A 20,915-nucleotide genomic window follows, 5' to 3' on the forward strand; every position below is an offset into this window, starting at 1 on the left:
ACATATAGTCATACCACAAGAATTACAGAAATAAAAAAAGAGTCACCTAGTCTAATATACTAAGTTGACTCCATTGAGCTTCTGTGAAGTAAGCTCTTTTTTTCAAGCAATTTTGCATTGAAATTCAAGTTATAATCTCTAAAAATATTAATATAGTAAGCGATTACAAAATGGGAGGAAAAGAAATGATAAAAAAACTGTTAAGAATAACATTATCATTAGTACTATCACTAGGAATGATTTTAAGTTCTTTAAATGTATCTTATGCAGCAAGTGATGATTTTGCAACAATTAAGTTACGATTAAAAGAATTTATGATTTCTCAAGATACTTTTGATGATGGTGCTAAAGTAGAAACATGTTATGTATCTAAGGCAAAAGATTATCTTGATATGATTCAAGATGATGGTTCTTTTGCAGATGTTGATTACACAACGACAGGAAGTGCAGCTAATGGTGGGGCATGGGAACCTTATTTGGCATTGGATCGTCTTCAAGCTATTGCAATTGCATATCATGTTGAAGGCAATGATCTTTATCAAAATAAAGAAGTCATTGAAAAATTGAATTTAGCCATTGCACATTGGACAAAAGCCAACAATGGCAGTGAACCAACAAATACAAACTGGTGGGAAAGACAAATTGGTATCCAATTAAGATTTTCTCGTATTGCTTTGATGATGGATGGAGTAGAGGGCATTACAGAAGAAACAATGAATACTTTACTTTATAAATTATTAGAGAAAACACCAGAAAAATATGGGACTGGTCAAAACAATCTCTGGTTTGATCAAAATTATGTATACTATGCTATTATTACAGAAAATGGGGCAAAGTATAAAGATTCTTTAAAAGATAGACATATGATTGATCTTAGAGAATTAGTTGATAATTATTTAAGTTACTGCTTAGTTGTACAGGAAGATGACAATACAGCTGAAGCTGTACAAGTAGACAATAGTTTCTATATGCATGGGAGACAATTCTATTCTAACGGCTATGGTCTTTCTATGTTTAGAGATATGAGTTATTGGCTTTATATGTTAAATGATACAGCATATGAATTTGATCAAAGTATTGTTGATTTAATGGCTGATTACATGTTAGATGGAACAAGTTGGACGATTAGAGATGATATTATGGAACTTTATCTTGGTTATCGTCCATATGATTCAGCCATTGGTTATGACAATTATGCATCAGCTTATATTTTGCCATTAGAAAGAATGATGGCTGTTGATACAGAACGTGCTGATGAATATCAAGCTATTTTAAATAATATTACTGATAAGAGTACGACAAATGGTAAAAATGGAAACTACTATATGTGGCGTTCGACTTATGCGTCTCATATGCGAGATAATTATGGTGTCAATATAAAAATGGATTCTAACCAGGTTATTGGTGGAGAGTGGCGAGGAAGCTGGACTGGACAAGAAGATGGTGGTCAATTAATTTATTGGACATCTTCAGCTTCATCTTATATTACTGTTAATGGTGGAGAATATATCCATGTTTATCCAACTTATGACTGGGCACATGTTCCAGGAACAACAACAGCTGCACGTGTTGTTGAAGATTATTCAAATTATGGACGTTTTACAAATGGAACAGAACATACGATTGGTGTATCTAATGGAAAATATGGGGCAACAGCCTACGATATGAATAAAAAAGGAACACAAGTCAAAAAAGGATACTTCTTCTTTGATGATGAATTTGTAGCATTAGGTGCAGGTATCAATTCTACAGAGAAAGTCAAAATTCATACAACACTTAATCAAAGTGAAGCAAAAGATGTAAATGTTGGTGGAACTGAAGTTCCAATTGGAACAGTTGATGAAACATATAACACAAAATGGTTATATAACGATGATATCGGATATGTCTTTTTAGACAATACTGATGTTGTTGTCAGCAATGCAAAACAGGATAATCCATCATTATGGAGTGAAGAAGCTAAAGAAAATGTTGCACCAGCATTTAAAGCTTATATTAATCATGGATTAAATCCAGATAATGATACTTATGCTTATATTGTTGTACCGGATAAGAGTGCTAACGAAGTTAAGAATTATGCTGAAGGAGAAATTCCTGTTACAATTCTTTCTAATACAAGTGATATTCAGGCAGTAAGACATGATGGATTAAAAATCACACAAATTAATTTCTATAAATCAGGAACATTAGATTTAAAAAATGATATGACAATCACTGTTGATCGACCTTGTAGTTTAATTGTTGATGAATCAAGTGATGTCAAAAAAATTTCATTAGCTGTTAGCGATACAAGTGCTAATGAAACAGTAAAAGTACAAATAAAAGATGGTAATCATGAATCACAAACAACATTTGTATCATCTGGTTTACCTTATGCAGGTCAAACAATGACAATGAATGAAGGTGCTGACAATCATTATCAGACAAGTTCACAAGTGTCAGATCATGGAATTGAAAAAGCATTTGATAATGATGAAGCAACATATTGGCAAAGTGAATCTCAACAAGATCAATGGGTAAGTTTCTTTACAGAAAACAATAACCATTTATCTATGCTTAATATTCTATGGGACGAAAACTATGCCAGTGATTATGATATTTATGTATCAGACAATGGTCAAAAATATGAATTGTTGAAATCTGTTACAGATAGTGATGGTGGAGAAGATACAATTGATTTAAATGGTGTTTATCCATATATTATGATTAAATTTGGTAATGGAGTAGGAGCAAATTATCAAATTAAGGAAATCACGTGGAAAGCAAGTGAATCACTAGCTTTAAATAAAGTGGTAGAAGTCAGCAGTACATCAACAAATGATCCAGGTAATACAAAAGAAAAAGCTGTTGACGGAAATACTTCAACAAGATGGAGTTCTCTAAGAAATGAAGATGATAACTGGATTATCGTTGATTTAGGGCATTATGCACAAATTGATGCCATGAGTATCCAATGGGAATCAGCATGTTCTGATGATTATGATATTCAAGTATCAAATAATAAAGTGAATTGGACAACTGTTGAAGATGGTAAGAAAACTTCTAGTGAATATCTTGATAGTTATAGTTATGATGAACCTGTTTATGGACGTTATGTGAAAGTTCATTCACATAAGTCAACGCAATTAAAATATGGTATTAGTATTTATGAACTATCTGTTTATGGAAAATTTGTAGATGAAGATATAGCATCAAATAAAAATGCGTTTTCAAGTACAATTAAGGATTTAAATTTACCAACAAATGCAGTTGATCATAAATCAAATACATCTTGGATTTCTGAAAAATCAGGAGAACAATGGATTTATGTAGAATTAAAAGGTATTTATGAACTTTCTCAGATGGATATTGAATGGGGAACAAATTATGCTTCTCAATATGAAATTCAAATATCTGATGATGCACAAGATTGGACAACAATAAAAACAGTCAAAGGACAAGGAAATATTGAAACAATTAATGATTTAGGCAATCAACAAGCAAAATATGTACGTTTGAAACTCAATGAATCAAGTGGAGATAATTATCAGATTGTACAGTGGTCTATTTATGGAAATCTTATAGAGGCAGATAGCCAAGAAAATATTGCTTTCAATAAAGAAGCAACTGCTTCATCAGTTCATAACAATGTTTATGATGCTAGTAGAGCCTTTGATGGCAGCTTCGAAAATAATGGTGGAAATAATCAATCAAGATGGGTTTCAAATAGAAATTCTAATGATGAATATATTCAAGTTGATTTAAATGGTATCTATGATTTAAGTGGGGCTAAACTTTACTGGGAAGGTAATGGTGCAAAGAAATATGAAATTTTAGTATCAATGGATGGTGAAAAATGGACACAAGTTTACTTGCAAGAAAATGGACAACCTGGTATTGATGAAATCGCATTTAATCAGGAAGTTCAGGCAAGATATGTAAAAATGCATGGTATTGATATAAGCAATAATAAATATGGTTATTCATTGTGGGAATTCGAGGTTTATGGAAAGTTCAATCATGATATTGATGAACCAGAACCAAAGGTGAATATTGCATTAAATAAAGATTCTGTGGCAAGTTCAGAGTTTATAGATACAAAGGATGGAAATAAACAGTATTATTCATCACTTGCTTTTGATGGTTCTACTGGAACAGTTGATGGTAAACAATCACGTTGGGTATCTTTAAGAACAAAAGAGATGCTAGATGCTAAAAATGAATGGATTTATGTTGATTTAGGAGCAAATTATGATATTTCAAAAGTTATTTTGAATTGGGAAGGTGCTGGAGCTAAAGAATATAAAGTTCAAGTATCTGATGATGCTAAAGAATGGAAAGATATCACACATATCACAGATGGTAATGGTGGTATAGATGAATTTGATTATGATAACGTTACTGGTCGCTATGTGAAAATGCAGGGATTAGAACCAGGTGGTGTATATGGCTTTTCATTATGGGAATTTGAAGTCTATGGTGAGGCAATCCTAGATGTTGAAGGACCAAACGAAAATATCTCTTTAAATAAAGAAGCACAATCAAGTTATGAATATAAGTCACATAAGGCTTCCTTAGCTTTTGATGGTTTAGGTATTGGACAAAATGCTGCAGATGGTACAGCATCACGTTGGGTATCATTAAGAAAAAAAGATGCTGGAGATCAAGACTATATGAATCAATGGATTTATGTCGATCTTGGTGGAACTTATGAGATTAATAAAGTTGTACTGATGTGGGAAGGAGATGGAGCTTCAGAATACAAAGTTCAGGTGTCTGATGATGCAAAAACATGGAAGGATGTCGCTCATATCATAGACACAAATGATGGAGTTGCTATGTTATCTATTGATGAAACAAAAGAAGGTAACAATCGCATTCAAACATTGACATTTGATACTGTTCAAGCGAGATATGTCAAAATGCAAGGAATTGAACCAGCTAGTGAATATGGATATTCATTATGGGAATTTGAAGTTTACAATACAACAGATTTAGATTTATTAGTTGAAGCATATAATCAATACAAAGACTTTGATGTTTCTTCTTATACACCAGCAAGTGTGGCTCAGTTTACAGAAGCATTAAATGCTCTTGTTGCATTAAGTAATGATAAAAAAACGACAAAAGAAGATATTTTAAAAGCTATTGAAAATCTTGAAGCAACAGTTTCAGCTTTAACAAAACTGGCAGATAAGACAGATTTAATTGCAGCTATTGATAATGCTTCTCAGAGTTTAGATACTGTAAAATATACACCTAATTCTATTACAAAAGTGACTGAAGCATTAGAAAAAGCAAGAAAAGTTTTCAGTAATGATAATGCAACTCAAGATGAGGTAGATGAAGCTATTGAAACTTTAAATCATGCAGTTGAAGGACTTGTTGAAAAAGCTCATAAAGATAATTTAACATCTATCTTTAATGAAGTTTATCAACTTGATAAAGAACAATATACAACAGAAAGTTACGCAAAAGTAGAAGCATTGTTATTACAGGTTGAAGCAATCATTGATGATGAAAATGTATCACAAAAAGATGTTGATCAAATGTATGAACAATTACGTCAAGCATTAGATGCTTTGGTTGTTATACCTTCTGAAGAAGAAAAACTTGGTGAAGAACCAAAACCAGAGGAAAAACCAGAAGAAGAAACAAAACCTGAAGATACAACGAAACCTGAACAAAAACCAGATAGCGATATTGAAATAACTGTTCAGCCTGATCAAAAACCTCAAGAAATTGAAAAACCTATTGGACAAGTCACAAATACAACAGAAACGGTAACGCAGACAGGAGATACAACATCTCTATTACCAATGATGATTCTTTTGATGGCTTCTAGTGCAGGGTATTATGTTATCAAGAAAAGTTCTTTATTTAAAAAGTAATATAAAAAATACGGTGTCATAAGGCATCGTATTTTTTATAAGTATGTGTTAATATTTTGAATAGCTGCTTGAATGCGGTGCAGTGCTTCTTCTTGACCAAAAATATGAATTAATTCTACAGCACCACCCGCACTTGAACGTTTGTTTGTTAATGCAGCTCTAACAGGTTCCATGATTTGACCATTTTTAAGTCCATTTTCTCTAGCAAGATTGATAAAGAATTGAAGAATATTTTCATCATTTTGAAAATCTGATATTTCATGCAAATGGTTTTGTACTAATAAGAGAGCATTGAGTGATTTTTCAGGATTTGTTTTAAATTTTTTATGAGAATAGACTTGAATATCAAATGGATATGCCTGATTGATAAAGTCTAATGTTTCTTGAATGATTGCATCATTGACCTGAAGTAAACGAGGTTGTAGGACACGAGAGACTTCTAATAAATTAACAGATTGATGAATAAAAGAATAGTGTGGTAATAAAAGTTTATGAAAATCCTGCAAAGGCATATTGCGTAAATACATACCATTGATCCATTTTAATTTTTCTATATCAAAAATAGCAGGAGCTTTAGAAATATGATGAATATCAAATTGTTCAATCAATTCATTTAAAGATAAGATTTCACAACCTTCAGGAGCCCATCCTAAAAGTGCAATATAATTCATAATAGCTTCAGTTAAAAAACCCTGATTTTTTAAATCATAATAAGATGCATCACCATCACGTTTACTTAATTTATGTGTTTCATCTTTATTGACAGTAGGAAGATGAATATAAATGGGAATATCCCAACCTAATGTCTGATAAATCAGATTATATTTAGGAGTGCTGGAAAGATATTCATTTCCTCTTACAACATGAGTGATGTGCATGAGATGATCATCAATAACATTTGCAAAATTATATGTAGGATAGCCATCACTTTTAATGAGAATACCTTCATTTAAAGTTTTGTTTTCGACTTCAATATGTCCATAGACTTCATCATCAAAAGTCGTTATACCTGTTTGAGGAATGGTTTGTCTAATAACATAAGGAGTACCATTTTGAATCTTTTGTTGAATTTCTTCATCACTTAAATGAATACAAGGATCTTGTTCTTGGATTTCATCTGAACAAAAACAATAATGGGCACCACCTTTACGAATTAATTCTTGAGCATAATGATGATAAATATCTAATCTTTGTGATTGGATATAAGGTCCATAAGGACCACCCATTTGAGGACCTTCATCATAATGTAGACCTGTTTCTTCTAAAGTCTGATATATTAATTGACTGGCATTACTGACTTCTCTTTTTTGATCAGTATCTTCAATTCTTAAAATAAAATCTCCATTATTCTTTTTGGCGATTAAATAACAATATAAAGCTGTTCTTAAATTACCAATATGCATGTAACCAGTAGGGCTAGGTGCAAAACGTGTGCGTATTTTCATTTTTTTCTTTACTCCTTTAAAAAAAAGATATATAATAGATTTTGTGATTGGGGTATAGCCAAGTGGTAAGGCATCAGACTCTGAATCTGACATTTCCTTGGTTCGAATCCAAGTACCCCAGCCATAAAGTTATCAAAGAATCATTCGTGATTCTTTTTTTAATTATAAATGATATGAGTGTCAAATCTCATTTCATATAGATTGATTTTATAATCTCTATTCTTTATTATATGAGTAAAAAATTATTTTCGCAATGAAATATACATATTATCATTTTAGTATTTATAGATGTTTTAAAGATCAATGATTAAAATCTGGACCCTTCAATTATTTAAAGTCCTATTGGCGCAGTTCTCTTTCTCTTTGAGTATTTTTATTTACTCATATAGTTCCCACTTCTAGTGTGCCACAAAGAATGATAATGTAAATTGAAAAGATGATAAAAATACGTCAATTGAAAAATGAAATTTTATTCCTAGACGATATTATGATTGGAGGAATATTTTTAATGTATTTTTGAACGTCAATTAAGTTGCTTTTATACTTATATAAATAATCATCATAAATAAGAAGTCATAAACTATGTTTTTCTAAATGAGTGTCGTAAATTAATATGTAAATTTTTAATTTTAACTACTTTTAATATAGACTTAAAAATATTTTTTCAATTCTTTTTAATTTAATTGGATATATACTAATGATATTATAATAAATACAGTTTCTAAATATGTGGATAAAAAAGATCTTTCCTTGATATTCGATGTCATATGTTTTATCTCTAATTTAAGAGTATATTTTTCTTTGATATTATGGTATATTATAAGCAGAGGTGATATTCATGGATTCTAAATTGAATGTAAATGATTTTCCAACTTCTAATGGTATTTCTAAAATACCTACAGATTTATTAACAAAAATGATAAAAATTTATAATGATAGTATTGATGAAGAATTTGAGAATAGAACTTTAGAAAAATATAAGCTCATCAAAGAAGGAAAAATAAAAACACATACTGAAGAAGAATTTTTTACTATTTTGGAAGAATCAGGGCTTTAATGTGTATAAGGTTATTGTTTCTACAGAAGTCAGTATGTTTTTATTAGAAAATAGAATGAGAATCAAAGATGAATTACAGGAAAAAATAAATGTTTTAAAAGAAAATCCTAGATTATATCCAGTTATTCATAACAATGATATTGTAAGGTCGTTTTATATACGTTCACTAGCTTTTTCGTATATTATAGATGATAATAATAAACTAATAACAATTACTGAAGCTGTATTTATTAAATCATCATTAAAATTGAAAGTAAAATAATATGTTAGGGGTTGTTTTTCAACTCCTTTTATTTTTTTTAGCATAAAAATCAGTAGATATAAAAATATATTATTATTAAAATCAAGATAATAATATGTGAATATATCTGTATATATTGAATATGTACGGACAAAAATGCATACTAGGGATAAAATGTGAGGAGATGTAATATGATGAAAAAAGAATTGAATTAAGAGTCAGTAAAGAAGAGAAAAAAATAATGAATGATACATTAGAAAATGATATGAGCATGACTGATATATATTGAGATGTGTTAATGCTCAAAGATGCTGTATAAATAATAATAGTATAAAGTTAGATAACACAAAAGATATTATCGAATGCATAATGGATCTTGATGATATTGCTAGTGAAAAAATGATGAACGATCAAGACACATGTTGAAAAGATTGGGGGATTTAGAATGTCTATTATAATTGTGATGAGCATAAACAAGTAGTCATAAACTATGTTTTTTTCTAAATAAGTGTCGTATGAGTGTCGCGGGTACTTTTAAAATGAAAAAAAGTCCATTTTATCGGACTTTTTTGATTTCTACTGGTAGTCCGTAGGGGTTTCGAACCCCTGAATGCTAGGATGAGAACCTAGTGTGTTGACCACTTCACCAACGGACCATTTTTGACTATACTATAAGTATAGCACTCTCAAATAAAGTGTAAAGATTTTTTTTTGAAATAAATGCAATAAAATGATTTATAAAAGTATTAATATAATAGAGATATTTTATTAGAAATAAATATGAAATAAGATTGTGATATGTCCATTTGAATGATATAATGAAGTCGAAAATTTTTTTGAAATTGTTTTGATATTAACGATATAAATGTGTATAATCTCATTAAAAAGAGAAATAGTGTCATAAATATTGATTAGATATATATAAATAAGTAGAAAGGAAATAAACACATGGCAGAAGTAATTGCGATTGATGGTGGATATAAATTAAATGGAACAGTAAGAATTAGCGGAGCAAAGAATGCAACAGTAGCATTGATTCCGGCAGCGGTTTTGTCAGATGGACCAGTAGAAATATTAGGAGTCCCAGAAATTTCAGATGTTGCAGCTTTAGCTACACTTTTAAGAGAATTAAAATGTGATGTAGAAATAGATGGAGAACGTATTAAAGTAGATCCAACTCATATGGAAGATATACCTTTAGTAAGTGATGCAGTGAACAAGTTAAGAGCTTCTTATTATTTTATGGGAGCATTACTAGGAAAATATAAAAGAGTCAAAATTAAAATGCCTGGAGGATGTTATTTAGGACCACGTCCTATTGATCTTCATTTAAAAGGATTTGAAGCTTTAGGAGCAAAAATCACATATGAAGATGATACGTATTTATTAGAAGCAGAAGAATTAGTAGGAAATTCTATTTATTTAGATTTTGCTTCTGTTGGAGCAACAATCAACATTATGTTGGCAGCAGTGCGTGCTCAAGGAAAAACAGTCATTGAAAATGCAGCGAAAGAACCTGAAATTATTGATGTTGCCAATTTGCTTACAAAAATGGGAGCAAAAATCAGAGGTGTAGGAACGGATACAATTACGATTGATGGAGTTGATCATCTGAGTGGAACTTTTCATGAAATCATTCCTGATCGTATTGAAGCTGGAACGTTCTTGATTATTGCTGCAGCGGCGGGTGAAAAGGTTATTGTTCAAAATATTATTCCTCAACACTTAGAAGCTTTAATTTCAAAGTTAAAAGAAATGGGAATTAAAATGGATGTTGTAGGAGATAGTATTGTTGTTTATGGTCGAGATGATGCTTTAAAACCAGTTAATGTTAAAACGCAGATTTATCCTGGTTTTGCGACAGATTTACAACAACCTTTAACAACACTTTTAACACAGGCACAAGGTGATTCGCATGTGAAAGAAACGATTTATATTGAACGTTTTAAACATTGTCCACAGCTTAATAAAATGGGAGCTCATATTGATTTAGAAGAAGCTGCCAGTGTGATTCATGGTCCAACACCATTGCATGGAACAAGAGTTGAGGCTACTGATTTAAGATGTGGTGCAGCTTTGGTTATTGCTGGACTTATTGCTGAAGGAAGAACTGAAATTACAAACGTTTATCATATTGATCGTGGTTATGATAACATTGATCATAAATTAATTACATTAGGGGCTCATATTACAAGATATCATATTGATGAATAAAAAATAAAAAAACTATTGTTTTTATCGTCAAGAAATGATATTATAATTGAGCAACTTACTTTGAAGTAGCAAATATTTCAAGGCGGAAGGAGAAATGAAAAATGAAAAAAGGAATTCATCCAGATTATAAAAAAGTAAAAGTCGTTTGTACTTCTTGTGGTGCTGAATTTGAAACTGGATCAGTATTAAACGAAATTCGTGTTGATACATGTTCAAATTGTCATCCATTCTATACAGGAAAACAAAGATTTGCTAGTGCTGATGGACGTGTAGAAAAATTCAATAAAAAATACGGACTTAAATAAAAAGAACCTGCTTACGCAGGTTTTTCTTTTTCACTATTATTTATTTTTATGTTCACCTTTCTTATATAAAGCAACAATAATATCAGCCACTTCTTCAATACCAAAATCACTATTGATAGTTAAATCAAAATTCTTTAATTGACCCCATTTTTTAGTCGTATAATAATTATAATAATTACTTCTTGCTTTATCTTTTTTCATAACAAATTTTTTATAATCTTCGTGTTTTTCTTTATAGTCTTCTTTAACACGTCTTACTCTTGATTCAAATGGTGCATGAACAAAGACAGTTAAAACATCATCAAAATCTTCTAGAATATAATCAGCGCAACCACTGACAATAATACATGTATCATTTTCAGCAATATGACGGATGATTTTAGACTGCATTGCAAAAACCTGATCGTTTAATGGTAGGGTAAAAGCAGTCGAAGAAAGAGTATACATAAAACTTGATGATTTTTCTTCAGAAACTTTACGAATTGTATCAACATCAAATCCCAATTCTCTGGCAGCAAGATCTATAATTTCATTATCGTAATAAAAGATTCCTAATTTTTCTGCAACACGTTGTGCAATTAAACGACCACCAGATCCGTATTCTCTTGCAATAGTAATAATTCTAGGCATAAAATACCCCTCCTTTGATACTTCTATTTTATCACATTTTTAATTTCTTGTTAAATTTTTCATATATGAAAAAGTTGTTTTTTTATGGTTGAATTTGTATAATAGAATCACAAAGGAGTTGAACTATGGAATTTCATGTTTTAGCAAGTGGATCAAAAGGTAATGCTACATTTATTTATGATCAGCAATGTGGGATATTGATTGATTGTGGTATTACTAGAAAACAACTTTTATTTAAATTAAATCAGTTAGGATTTCATGAAGAAGATATTACATATGTCTTTTTAACACATGATCATTATGATCATAATAAGAATATTCATATTTTTGATACAGGAAAAATTTATAGTGCTAAAAAGAATATTAAGGATTTAGATGAATATCACACATTAGAACCTTATACGCATCGTCAATTCGGTGTCTTTGATGTTTTAACATTGAGAACATCACATGATGCCAGTGATCCTATTGGATTTGTGATTTCCAGTCAGAATGAAAAGTTATTATATATGACGGATACGGGTTATGTGTCACAAAAAAATCGTCAATATATGCAAAATTTAGATTACTATATCATTGAAAGTAATCATGACATTGAAATGTTAATGGCGACAAAAAGACCGATGTTTTTAAAGAATAGAATTCTTAATGATAAAGGACATTTAAATAATGAATATAGTGCGCATTTAATGTGTGAAATGATAGGGGACAATACAAAAGAAATAGTATTAGCTCATTTATCACAGGAAGCAAATACAAAAGAAAAAGCTCTTGCAACATATGAACAAATATTTGCTAAGGAAAATATTGCTTTTTCAAATATAAAAGTAGCAAGTCAAATTGACGTTGTATCAGGAGGAAACTATGAAAATTAAATTGATTTGTGTTGGAAAATTAAAAGAAAAATATTTAGATGATGGAATCAAAGAATATTTAAAAAGAATATCAGCTTATTCAGATATTGAAGTGATTGAAGTTGCAGATGAAAGAATACCTGACAATCCTTCATTAGCTGAAGAAACAATTGTAAAATCTAAAGAAGGAAGACGTATTTTAGATAAAGTTAAACAAGATGATTATATGATTTTATTAGATGTTCAAGGTAAAGAATTAGATTCAATTCAATTTGCTGAACGTATTGAAGATTGTATGATTAATGGAAAAAGTACGATTGATTTTGTCATTGGTGGATCATTGGGACATGGAGAAGATGTACTAACAAGAGCCAATGCACGTATTAGCTTTTCACAAATGACTTTTCCACATCAATTAATGCGTTTGATTTTAGTTGAACAGATTTATCGTGCATTTAAAATTATAAGACATGAAACATATCATAAATAGCCACATTTGATGTGGTTATTTTTTACAATATATTTATAATAAAAATGATGCTTGTTTATTGTGTAAAGCTATAGAATGTTCATAAAAGTGGATGAATATGAAATTTTTATATGACTGATAGTTATGAATTGATAGTCAAAGAAATAAAGAGTAAAATAAATATAGAAAGAATAACAGTGGGAGTCTGAAAATAATGATTTTGAGTAGTACATATGAGAGTTGAAAATGATTCAGTATATGTTCATCAAGTCTCTATTTTGAAAATAAGGCTTTTTAAGTAGTAAGAAAAGTTTAGAGTTGTATAAATAAAAAAGTGAAAAGGTATTGTTTTAATCCCAAGATTGGAAGTTTTGTTGATGAAGCTATAAATCATGGTGCATAGGAGTGATGCTGATGACAATTATTTGGTATTTTATTATTATGGGAATTTGTTTGGTGACTATTTTTGTTTATTATCGTAAAAATAATAAAATCTATAATGAAAATTATATGTCAGAAGGCATAGGACTAGGAATATGTGCTGGAGCTTTATTATTTCGTGATTTAGGTGTTGCTTTAGGAATTAGTTTAGGAATGATGATTGGACTGACAATAGGAATGTTCATAAAAAAAGAGAAAAAGAGATAAAGGAGAATGTTATTATGAAATTGGTTATTGAAAAAGATTTGAAAGCAATGAGTGAGAGTGCTATGTATATTTTGCTTGGAGCTATGCTGCAAGATAAGAGGGTGAATATTTCTTTAACTTCTGGTAGAACTCCACGTATGTTATATAAGATGATGATTCCACTCATTAAAGATCAAGAAAAATTTAAAGATATTGAATATTATTTATTTGATGAAAATCCATATATAGGTGAAAAATATGGAACAAACTGGGCTGAGATGAAAGAAATGTTTTTTGAACCAGCACATATTTCCAAAGAACATATCCACCGTATTTCATTAGATAACTGGCAGGATTATGATTGGCAGATTAGACAGGCTGGAGGCATAGATGTGATGGTGCTTGGGCTTGGACATGATGGCCATTTTTGTGGTAACTGTCCACGTTGTACGCAGTTTGACAGTTACACTTACTGTATGGAATATAAAGATAAATTAGCAGTGAATCCAACTTATGGTGAAAGACCTCGACAACCTTATACGATTACAATGGGAGCTAAAAGTTTAATGCGTGTTAAACATTTAGTGATGATTGTAGATGGTCAAGAAAAAGCAGAGATATTTAAGCGTTTTATAGAAGAACCAATCAGTCAAGAGGTTCCTGCAACGATTTTGAAACTTCATCCTAATTTTACAGTGATTTGTGATGAGGCAGCAGCATCATTGTTATCTAAAAACAAAGATTTAAGATTGTAAAAGCGATAGAAAATATCGCTTTTTTGCATGAAAAAAAGACATCTCAAGGATGTCTAATATAAACGACGGCAAGTATACCATTCATTTTGCCAATAACTATAACTTAAATTAGCGACTTGGACAGGTTGCCCCGTAGATGGTGCATGAACCATTTGGTTGTTTCCAATATAAATACCTACATGGTGAACACCACTAGCTTGTCCATTACTACTAAAGAGAATAATATCGCCTGCTTGTAATTCACTTCTTGATATACCTGTTCCAGCATTGATGAGTGAACCAGTATAATGGATACGTCCTAAGTTGACTCCTGCCTGATAGTGCGACCAATTGACTAATCCAGAACAATCAAATTGTGTCCAATTAGGATTTTGAATACTGCTCCAACTGTGTCCACCACCCCATACATACATGTAACCTTGACGTGATAAAGCTTTATTTGCAATGGCTAAACCAAGTTCTTCACTAGATGTTAAGCTGTCACCAGGGGTTGTATTGTTGTTGTTTTCCTGATTATTGTTGTTGTTTTCATTGTTATTATTGTTATCTTCTTTTTCATCATTTTGATTTGAATCGCTTTGATTAGATTCATTTTGATCTTCACTTGGCTTTTGTGTTGATTGAGAACCAGATGGAGAAGAAGGCTTTTTATTTGGTGTTGCCTGTGTGACATTATTGACCTTTGAAGCATTTGATGCCTTTTGAATGGCTGCTAAATTCTTTTGGATAGTTTCAATAGATTCTTGATTTGCTGCTGCTTCAGAATTATTGTTGGCAATTGTTTTATTTTGTTCAGTCAGTTTAGCTTGGAATGTTTTTTGTAGATTAGCCTGTTCTTTTTTGTCAGCTTCTAAAGAATCCTTTAGATTTTTTAAAGTTGTTTCTTGCTTTTCAACTTCTTTTAAATTTTCATTAATTTGAGCAATCAATTCATTATCATAATTTGTAATTTCTTTGATATTAATGACACGACTCATAAAATCAGAAAAAGTGTCTGCTCCAAAAATATAAGTTGTAAAGATATGAGAATTTAAAGTTGTTTGCATACTATACAAACGTTCTTGAAGTTGTTCACTTTGTTTTTCAACTTCTTTTTTGAGTTTATCTATACTATCTTGAACATAGTTGAGTTCACTTTGAGCTGATTCTATTTTGGTATCAATTTGTGAAATTTGATCAGCAATTTTTGCAAGATCATCTTTTGTATCTTCAGCTTCTTTTTTAGCCTGAGAAGCTTCTTGTTTTAATTCTTTATTTTTTTCATATAAATAACTATTAAACTCTTTACATGTTGTTTGCTGATTGCTCGTTAATTTTGAAGAAGAGCATAGTTTAATATATTTGGATTCTTGACCTTCAAAATCAGTAGCATTGACTATATATGTTGATGCCAAAGCACAAGCCAGCATACTTAATGATAAAAGAGAGGCGACAATTTTCTTTTTCATCACAAGAGATTCCTCCTTTATTGCTATAATTCTATAATCTATTCTAAAGCATTTTTGGAAACTGTCAAATAAAATCAAGGAATTCTTATTGGAATATTATGGGAATTCATGTGATTATAACTATAAATTTTAAAAAAAGAAGCTCCTAAGAGCTTCTGACTACTATTGTTGATGGTTTGCAATCACACGTTTGGCAACATGTTCAGGAGCAAATTCATATCCCAAAAATTCCATATCAAAGAAGCCTTGACCTTGTGTCATTGCTCGTAAATCAACAGCATAATTCATGACTTCTTCTTGTGGGGCTTCAGCTGTAATCTTAATTAAACCATCTTCTAAGATTTCACTTCCCATCACACGCGCACGTTTTTTATTGAAATGTCCCATAATATCTCCCGTAAATTGTTCATCAATATAAACGTGTAAAGTCATGAATGGTTCTAATAAAGCTGGTTTTGCTTTTTCCATAGCTTCTTTAAAACACATAATTGTAGCTGTTTTAAATGCCATTTCAGAAGAATCGACACTGTGATATGAACCATCAATCAAAGTGGCTTTAATACCTAAAACAGGGTACTGTGCCAAAATACCATGTTTTGTTGCTTCCACTAAACCTTTTTCTACAGCAGGGAAATAAGCTTTAGGAACGGCTCCACCAAAGATTTTTTCTTCAAAGACAAAAGGAACAGTATAATCATGTAAAGGTTCAAATGTCATTTCAACATCACCATATTGTCCATGTCCACCTGATTGTTTCTTATATTTATATCTTTGTGTCACTTGACCACGAATTGTTTCACGATAAGGAATAATAATATTATCTAAAGTGACATCAATCTTAAATCTTTCTTTTAATTTAGAAACAACACTATCAATATGAATATCACCAATACCATAAATACATTGTTGTTTTGTTTCTGGATTGTTTTCAAATTTTAATGTTTTATCTTCTTCTAGAAGTTTATTAATAGCATTTGTAATTTTTTCTTCATTAGCCTTACCTACAGGTTTAATAGCTTTACCATAGTATGGTTTTGAAAATAAAATAGTTTCATAAGTCATACGATAATCTAAAGTACATAAAGTATCATTCGTTTGTGTATATGATAATTTAGATAAAGCACCAATATCCCCAGCATAGAGGCAATCTGTTTCAATCAAATCTTTACCTTTCATCACATAAAGTTTATTGATCTTTTCAGCTTCTTTTTTCTGTACATTAAATAATGTGATACCTGTACGAATAGAACCTGTACAAACTTTAAATAAAGAAATACGACCAACAAAAGGATCAGCAATTGTTTTAAAAACAAATAGGGATGGAGCTAAAGATTCATCATAACCAATCAAATCATCTTCATCCGTTTCTTCATTATGCACAACCATAGAATTAACCATATCTCCAGCAGCACTAAAGAATGCCACCATAGAATTTAAAATGATTTGAATACCAATTTGATTTGTTCCACATAAAACAGGAATCAATGTTTTATTCATAACACCTTGACGTAATGCCCAAGAAATTTCCTCTTTTGTAAAAGGTTCTTCATTAATATATTTTTCTAATAATTCATCATTGGTATTCGCGACAGCTTCGTCAATCATGTTTTTAATAGGTGTTATTTCGTCCCACATATTATCAGGAATAGGACAAGGATGAGTCTGTTCACCATCAAAATAACGACCTTCCATTTTCGCAACATTGACATAACCTACCATTTTATGACCTTCCATGATTGGCACTTGAATCGGTGCAATAGCTTTACCATAAGTCATTTTTAAATCTTCAAGTTTTTGATGATAGGCAGCATTAGGGTAATCTAAGCCACTAATATAAATCATTTTAGCTTTGTCATAAGCTTTATGCATTGCTTCCTTAGTACCAACACTAATACCTTCTGTAGCAGGTACAACAATTAATGCACTTTCAGCAACCTTTAAAGCCGCTTCTACTTCACCGATAAAATCAAAAGAACCAGGCGTATCTAACAAATTGATTTTACAGTTGTTCCATTCAAGAGGAATAACAGATAATCCTACAGAAGAATGTCTTTTGATTTCTTCAGGTGAATAATCACTAAGGGTATTCCCGTCTTCAATTCTTCCAATACGATTTGTTAAACCAGCACGATAAGCCATGGCTTCAATCACACTGGTTTTGCCACTCCCAGAGTGACCTAACACAACGACATTTCCAATTTCGTTTGAGTGATAAGCTCTCATTATCATCACGCTCCTTTAATATTTTTTTGGAATATCTTTCTTTCATTTTAACATATTTATAATTTAATGAAAACGGTTACAGCATAATTATAGTGAAATTTATTGAAAAAGATGTTATGATAGTGTCAGGAGGATAAAACATGGAAGTAGGACTGATTATTATATTGTTTTTGTCAAATGCTTTAGCATTGGACTGTCTTTATAATCATAGAATTAAAACCACGGGAGCTTTACTGATTCTCAATCTATGTTTAACTGTCGCTTTAGCATATCAATTTGAACAAATGAATAAAATAGTACATCTATTATTAGGTTTAATAGCATTAATTGTTTTATTTTTTGGTATAAAATTTTATTTACAAAAGAAAAAAGAACAAACAATACAGAAAAATGATCGAATGATTGAAGAGAAAGAGGATAAGTTATGAAAACGATTGATTTTGAAATTGAAATGGAAAATGGAGAAGTAATGTCTGGTGAATTATATCCTGAGATTGCGCCTCGTACTGTGAAGAATTTTGTTGACCTGATTGAAAGCCACTTTTATGATGGATTGATTTTCCATCGTGTCATTGCTGGCTTTATGATTCAAGGTGGAGGATATGATAAAGATATGCATATTCATGAAACACCAGCGATTAAAGGTGAATTTAAAAGCAATGGTATTGATAATCCTTTATTACATACAAGAGGAGTGCTTTCCATGGCACGTACGATGATTAAGGATTCTGCCAGCTCACAGTTTTTTATCATGCATGAAGATGCACCTCATTTAGATGGGGAGTATGCAGCTTTTGGAAAAATCACAAAAGGGAAACATGTGATTGATGAAATCGCTAATGTCCCAACAGATGCTCGTGATTGTCCAATTGAACCTGTTGTGATTAAGACAATGAGGTTAATTTAATATGAAATTATTTTATTTAAAGAATTGTCCATATTGTCGTCAGGCATTAGCCTGGATACAAGAATTGTATCAGCAGGATGCAAAGTATCAACGTATTCCTTTAGAAATGATTGAAGAAAGTGAACAGAGTGAATTGGCTGATACTTATGATTATTATTATGTTCCTTGTTTTTTTGAAGGAACAAAGAAATTACATGAAGGCGCTATAACAAAAGAGGCGATTCAAAAGATATTTGATGACTATTTAAGGGAGGAAAACAAATGAGAATATTAGTAACAGGTGGCGCAGGATATATTGGAAGCCACACAGTTGTAGAATTGATGCAGGAAGGACATGAGGTTGTCATTGTAGATAACTTTTATAATTCTAAACCTGAAGCATTAGATAACATTGCAAAAATCACTGGAAAAAGACCTGCTTTTTATGAAGTAGATTGTTGTGATTTAGAAGCAATGGAAAAAGTTTTTCAAGATAATCAAATTGATGGGGCTATTCATTTTGCCGGGTATAAGGCAGTGGGTGAATCAGTTCAAAAACCAATGGAATATTATCAAAACAATTTATTGAGTACACTTGTTTTATGTCAATTGTTAAGAAAATATAATTGTAAAAATTTGATTTTCTCATCAAGTGCAACTGTTTATGGAAATCCTCACACAGTTCCTATTCAAGAAGATTTCCCATTAGGACCAACAACAAATCCATATGGAACAACAAAATTAATGATTGAAAATATATTAAGAGATATTTATATTTCAGATCATGAATGGAATATTGTTTTATTAAGATATTTTAATCCTATTGGTGCACATGAAAGTGGATTATTAGGAGAAGATCCAAATGGTATACCAAATAACTTAGTTCCATATATTTCTAAAGTTGCAGTAGGAGAATTAGAATGCTTAGGTGTTTTTGGAAATGATTATGATACACCTGATGGAACAGGAGTCAGAGATTATATTCATGTTGTAGATTTAGCCAAAGGACATGTGAAAGCTTTAAAGAAACTTGTTGGTGATCATGGTGTTTATACTTATAATTTAGGAACTGGTCATGGTTATAGTGTCTTAGATATTGTGAAAGCTTATGAAAAAGCGAACAATGTAACAATCAATTATGAAATCAAACCAAGACGTGCTGGAGATATTGCAACTTGTTATGCTGATCCAACAAAAGCAAGAGAAGAACTTGATTGGGTAGCTGAAAAAACATTAGAAGATATGTGTAAAGATGCCTATAACTTTATTACTCATAACAAAAAATAAAGAATAGATGTTGAAGCTGTTGACTATATATGTTAACAGCTTTTTTGATGTAATTTTATATTTATGCAACGATTAATGAAAAATGATATACTTAAAGTAGATTGAGGTGAGTTAAAATGAAGAGAAGGATTTTAAAAAAGATTTATATTTTGATATTTCCTGTTTTCTACTTGATGTTGATGATGTATTATCAATACATTCGTTATGATATATTGGTTTTTATATCCCAATATAATTATTTATTGACTATCACATGGATATTCATAGGATTAGGGATTATGACATCTGTTTGGAATGGATTGTTGTTGATGGATAAAAATGATAGGAAGATGGATGTTATATGTTTGATAGTTTGGTTTATATTGATTGTTGCGGGTTTTATTTGCTTATTTATATTGCCAGAAGTTTATCCTCCAAAGATTTATTATATGTTGATAGATGGAATCCCTTTTCTTTTTTTTCTTATAGGAAATATGATGAGTTTATTAGGATATAATTTATCTTATATCCTAATGAAGAAATAAAGAGTAATCTCAAATCTAATTATTTTAAAACATTGATATAAAAAAATACAACAATGACTAAAATGTTAGTCGTTGTCGTA

At 30.7% G+C, this 20,915-nt stretch carries 17 protein-coding genes and 2 tRNA genes; 14 read left to right on the top strand and 5 right to left on the bottom strand.

Annotation, left to right across the window (positions count from 1 at the left end; all coding sequences use genetic code 11):
* The first annotated feature begins 185 nt into the window (after positions 1-185).
* A complete protein-coding gene (locus tag ACESR5_RS08745; RefSeq protein ID WP_373155130.1) occupies positions 186-5,870 on the top strand; it encodes a discoidin domain-containing protein in 5,685 nt (1,894 codons plus the stop codon).
* Between the two features lie 35 nt (positions 5,871-5,905).
* Here the strand turns inward: ACESR5_RS08745 and gltX are convergent, their stop codons facing one another.
* Positions 5,906-7,315: a glutamate--tRNA ligase gene (gene gltX, locus ACESR5_RS08750; RefSeq protein ID WP_373155131.1), complete on the bottom strand. Its 1,410-nt coding sequence runs from the start codon at positions 7,313-7,315 to the stop codon at positions 5,906-5,908.
* A 48-nt stretch (positions 7,316-7,363) separates the two neighbouring features.
* Here gltX and ACESR5_RS08755 point away from each other — a divergent pair.
* From ACESR5_RS08755 to ACESR5_RS08765, 3 genes are all read left to right on the top strand, one after another.
* Positions 7,364-7,439, top strand: a tRNA-Gln gene (locus ACESR5_RS08755).
* A 714-nt stretch (positions 7,440-8,153) separates the two neighbouring features.
* The gene (locus tag ACESR5_RS08760) at positions 8,154-8,372 is read left to right on the top strand and encodes a hypothetical protein (RefSeq protein WP_087244803.1); all 219 of its coding nucleotides are present in this window, start codon (positions 8,154-8,156) and stop codon (positions 8,370-8,372) included.
* A 1-nt stretch (position 8,373) separates the two neighbouring features.
* Entirely contained in the window at positions 8,374-8,634 is a 261-nt protein-coding gene (locus tag ACESR5_RS08765; protein WP_129737999.1) for a hypothetical protein, read from the top strand.
* 559 nt (positions 8,635-9,193) lie between these two features.
* On the opposite strand, the gene ACESR5_RS08770 is transcribed toward ACESR5_RS08765, so the two are convergent.
* Positions 9,194-9,269, bottom strand: a tRNA-Glu gene (locus ACESR5_RS08770).
* Positions 9,270-9,561: 292 nt separating this feature from the next.
* Here ACESR5_RS08770 and ACESR5_RS08775 point away from each other — a divergent pair.
* The gene (locus ACESR5_RS08775; protein ID WP_087244800.1) at positions 9,562-10,827 is read left to right on the top strand and encodes a UDP-N-acetylglucosamine 1-carboxyvinyltransferase; all 1,266 of its coding nucleotides are present in this window, start codon (positions 9,562-9,564) and stop codon (positions 10,825-10,827) included.
* 101 nt (positions 10,828-10,928) lie between these two features.
* Positions 10,929-11,132, top strand: coding sequence for a 50S ribosomal protein L31 (rpmE, locus tag ACESR5_RS08780; protein WP_087244799.1), 204 nt, complete (start codon positions 10,929-10,931; stop codon positions 11,130-11,132).
* Positions 11,133-11,168: 36 nt separating this feature from the next.
* Here rpmE and ACESR5_RS08785 read toward each other — a convergent pair whose 3' ends face one another.
* The gene (locus ACESR5_RS08785; RefSeq protein WP_087244798.1) at positions 11,169-11,762 is read right to left on the bottom strand and encodes an AAA family ATPase; all 594 of its coding nucleotides are present in this window, start codon (positions 11,760-11,762) and stop codon (positions 11,169-11,171) included.
* A 125-nt stretch (positions 11,763-11,887) separates the two neighbouring features.
* On the opposite strand from ACESR5_RS08785, the gene ACESR5_RS08790 reads away from it, so the two are divergent.
* From ACESR5_RS08790 to ACESR5_RS08805, 4 genes are all read left to right on the top strand, one after another.
* Complete coding sequence (locus tag ACESR5_RS08790; protein ID WP_087244797.1) at positions 11,888-12,637, top strand: MBL fold metallo-hydrolase; 750 nt, start codon at positions 11,888-11,890, stop codon at positions 12,635-12,637.
* Complete coding sequence (gene rlmH, locus ACESR5_RS08795) at positions 12,627-13,106, top strand: 23S rRNA (pseudouridine(1915)-N(3))-methyltransferase RlmH (RefSeq protein ID WP_087298189.1); 480 nt, start codon at positions 12,627-12,629, stop codon at positions 13,104-13,106. The genes ACESR5_RS08790 and rlmH overlap by 11 nt, the downstream gene beginning before the upstream one ends.
* Positions 13,107-13,499: 393 nt before the next feature.
* Complete coding sequence (locus ACESR5_RS08800) at positions 13,500-13,733, top strand: hypothetical protein (RefSeq protein ID WP_087244795.1); 234 nt, start codon at positions 13,500-13,502, stop codon at positions 13,731-13,733.
* A gap of 14 nt (positions 13,734-13,747) precedes the next feature.
* Positions 13,748-14,467, top strand: coding sequence for a glucosamine-6-phosphate deaminase (locus ACESR5_RS08805; RefSeq protein ID WP_087244794.1), 720 nt, complete (start codon positions 13,748-13,750; stop codon positions 14,465-14,467).
* A gap of 53 nt (positions 14,468-14,520) precedes the next feature.
* On the opposite strand, the gene ACESR5_RS08810 is transcribed toward ACESR5_RS08805, so the two are convergent.
* Together ACESR5_RS08810 and ACESR5_RS08815 are read right to left on the bottom strand one after the other, a co-directional pair.
* Positions 14,521-15,915: an NlpC/P60 family protein gene (locus ACESR5_RS08810; RefSeq protein WP_373155135.1), complete on the bottom strand. Its 1,395-nt coding sequence runs from the start codon at positions 15,913-15,915 to the stop codon at positions 14,521-14,523.
* 162 nt (positions 15,916-16,077) lie between these two features.
* Positions 16,078-18,138 carry a translation factor GTPase family protein gene (locus ACESR5_RS08815; RefSeq protein ID WP_087244792.1) on the bottom strand — a complete coding sequence of 687 codons (2,061 nt, stop codon included), beginning with the start codon at positions 18,136-18,138 and terminating at the stop codon, positions 16,078-16,080.
* A gap of 140 nt (positions 18,139-18,278) precedes the next feature.
* On the opposite strand from ACESR5_RS08815, the gene ACESR5_RS08820 reads away from it, so the two are divergent.
* The 4 genes from ACESR5_RS08820 to galE are packed head-to-tail and all read left to right on the top strand — an operon-like array spanning position 18,279 to position 20,311.
* Positions 18,279-18,566, top strand: a complete 288-nt coding sequence (locus tag ACESR5_RS08820; RefSeq protein ID WP_087244791.1) for a hypothetical protein — start codon at positions 18,279-18,281, stop codon at positions 18,564-18,566.
* A complete protein-coding gene (locus tag ACESR5_RS08825; RefSeq protein ID WP_087244790.1) occupies positions 18,563-19,045 on the top strand; it encodes a peptidylprolyl isomerase in 483 nt (160 codons plus the stop codon). The genes ACESR5_RS08820 and ACESR5_RS08825 overlap by 4 nt, the downstream gene beginning before the upstream one ends.
* 1 nt (position 19,046) lies before the next feature.
* Complete coding sequence (locus tag ACESR5_RS08830; protein WP_087244789.1) at positions 19,047-19,310, top strand: thioredoxin family protein; 264 nt, start codon at positions 19,047-19,049, stop codon at positions 19,308-19,310.
* A complete protein-coding gene (gene galE, locus ACESR5_RS08835; protein WP_087244788.1) occupies positions 19,307-20,311 on the top strand; it encodes a UDP-glucose 4-epimerase GalE in 1,005 nt (334 codons plus the stop codon). The genes ACESR5_RS08830 and galE overlap by 4 nt, the downstream gene beginning before the upstream one ends.
* Positions 20,312-20,915: the final 604 nt, after the last annotated feature.

Source organism: Clostridium sp. AUH-JLR23 (genome assembly GCF_964238065.1).
Classification (GTDB): Bacteria; Bacillota_I; Bacilli_A; order Erysipelotrichales; family Coprobacillaceae; genus Allocoprobacillus; species Allocoprobacillus merdigallinarum.

Excerpts from the sequence above, each read along its gene's own strand:
- ACESR5_RS08745 (WP_373155130.1), top strand. The coding sequence starts at position 186 with ATGATAAAAAAACTGTTAAGAATAACATTATCATTAGTACTATCACTA.
- gltX (WP_373155131.1), bottom strand. The coding sequence starts at position 7,315 with ATGAAAATACGCACACGTTTTGCACCTAGCCCTACTGGTTACATGCAT.
- ACESR5_RS08760 (WP_087244803.1), top strand. The coding sequence starts at position 8,154 with ATGGATTCTAAATTGAATGTAAATGATTTTCCAACTTCTAATGGTATT.
- ACESR5_RS08775 (WP_087244800.1), top strand. The coding sequence starts at position 9,562 with ATGGCAGAAGTAATTGCGATTGATGGTGGATATAAATTAAATGGAACA.
- rpmE (WP_087244799.1), top strand. The coding sequence starts at position 10,929 with ATGAAAAAAGGAATTCATCCAGATTATAAAAAAGTAAAAGTCGTTTGT.
- ACESR5_RS08785 (WP_087244798.1), bottom strand. The coding sequence starts at position 11,762 with ATGCCTAGAATTATTACTATTGCAAGAGAATACGGATCTGGTGGTCGT.
- ACESR5_RS08790 (WP_087244797.1), top strand. The coding sequence starts at position 11,888 with ATGGAATTTCATGTTTTAGCAAGTGGATCAAAAGGTAATGCTACATTT.
- rlmH (WP_087298189.1), top strand. The coding sequence starts at position 12,627 with ATGAAAATTAAATTGATTTGTGTTGGAAAATTAAAAGAAAAATATTTA.
- ACESR5_RS08800 (WP_087244795.1), top strand. The coding sequence starts at position 13,500 with ATGACAATTATTTGGTATTTTATTATTATGGGAATTTGTTTGGTGACT.
- ACESR5_RS08805 (WP_087244794.1), top strand. The coding sequence starts at position 13,748 with ATGAAATTGGTTATTGAAAAAGATTTGAAAGCAATGAGTGAGAGTGCT.
- ACESR5_RS08810 (WP_373155135.1), bottom strand. The coding sequence starts at position 15,915 with ATGAAAAAGAAAATTGTCGCCTCTCTTTTATCATTAAGTATGCTGGCT.
- ACESR5_RS08815 (WP_087244792.1), bottom strand. The coding sequence starts at position 18,138 with ATGAGAGCTTATCACTCAAACGAAATTGGAAATGTCGTTGTGTTAGGT.
- ACESR5_RS08820 (WP_087244791.1), top strand. The coding sequence starts at position 18,279 with ATGGAAGTAGGACTGATTATTATATTGTTTTTGTCAAATGCTTTAGCA.
- ACESR5_RS08825 (WP_087244790.1), top strand. The coding sequence starts at position 18,563 with ATGAAAACGATTGATTTTGAAATTGAAATGGAAAATGGAGAAGTAATG.
- ACESR5_RS08830 (WP_087244789.1), top strand. The coding sequence starts at position 19,047 with ATGAAATTATTTTATTTAAAGAATTGTCCATATTGTCGTCAGGCATTA.
- galE (WP_087244788.1), top strand. The coding sequence starts at position 19,307 with ATGAGAATATTAGTAACAGGTGGCGCAGGATATATTGGAAGCCACACA.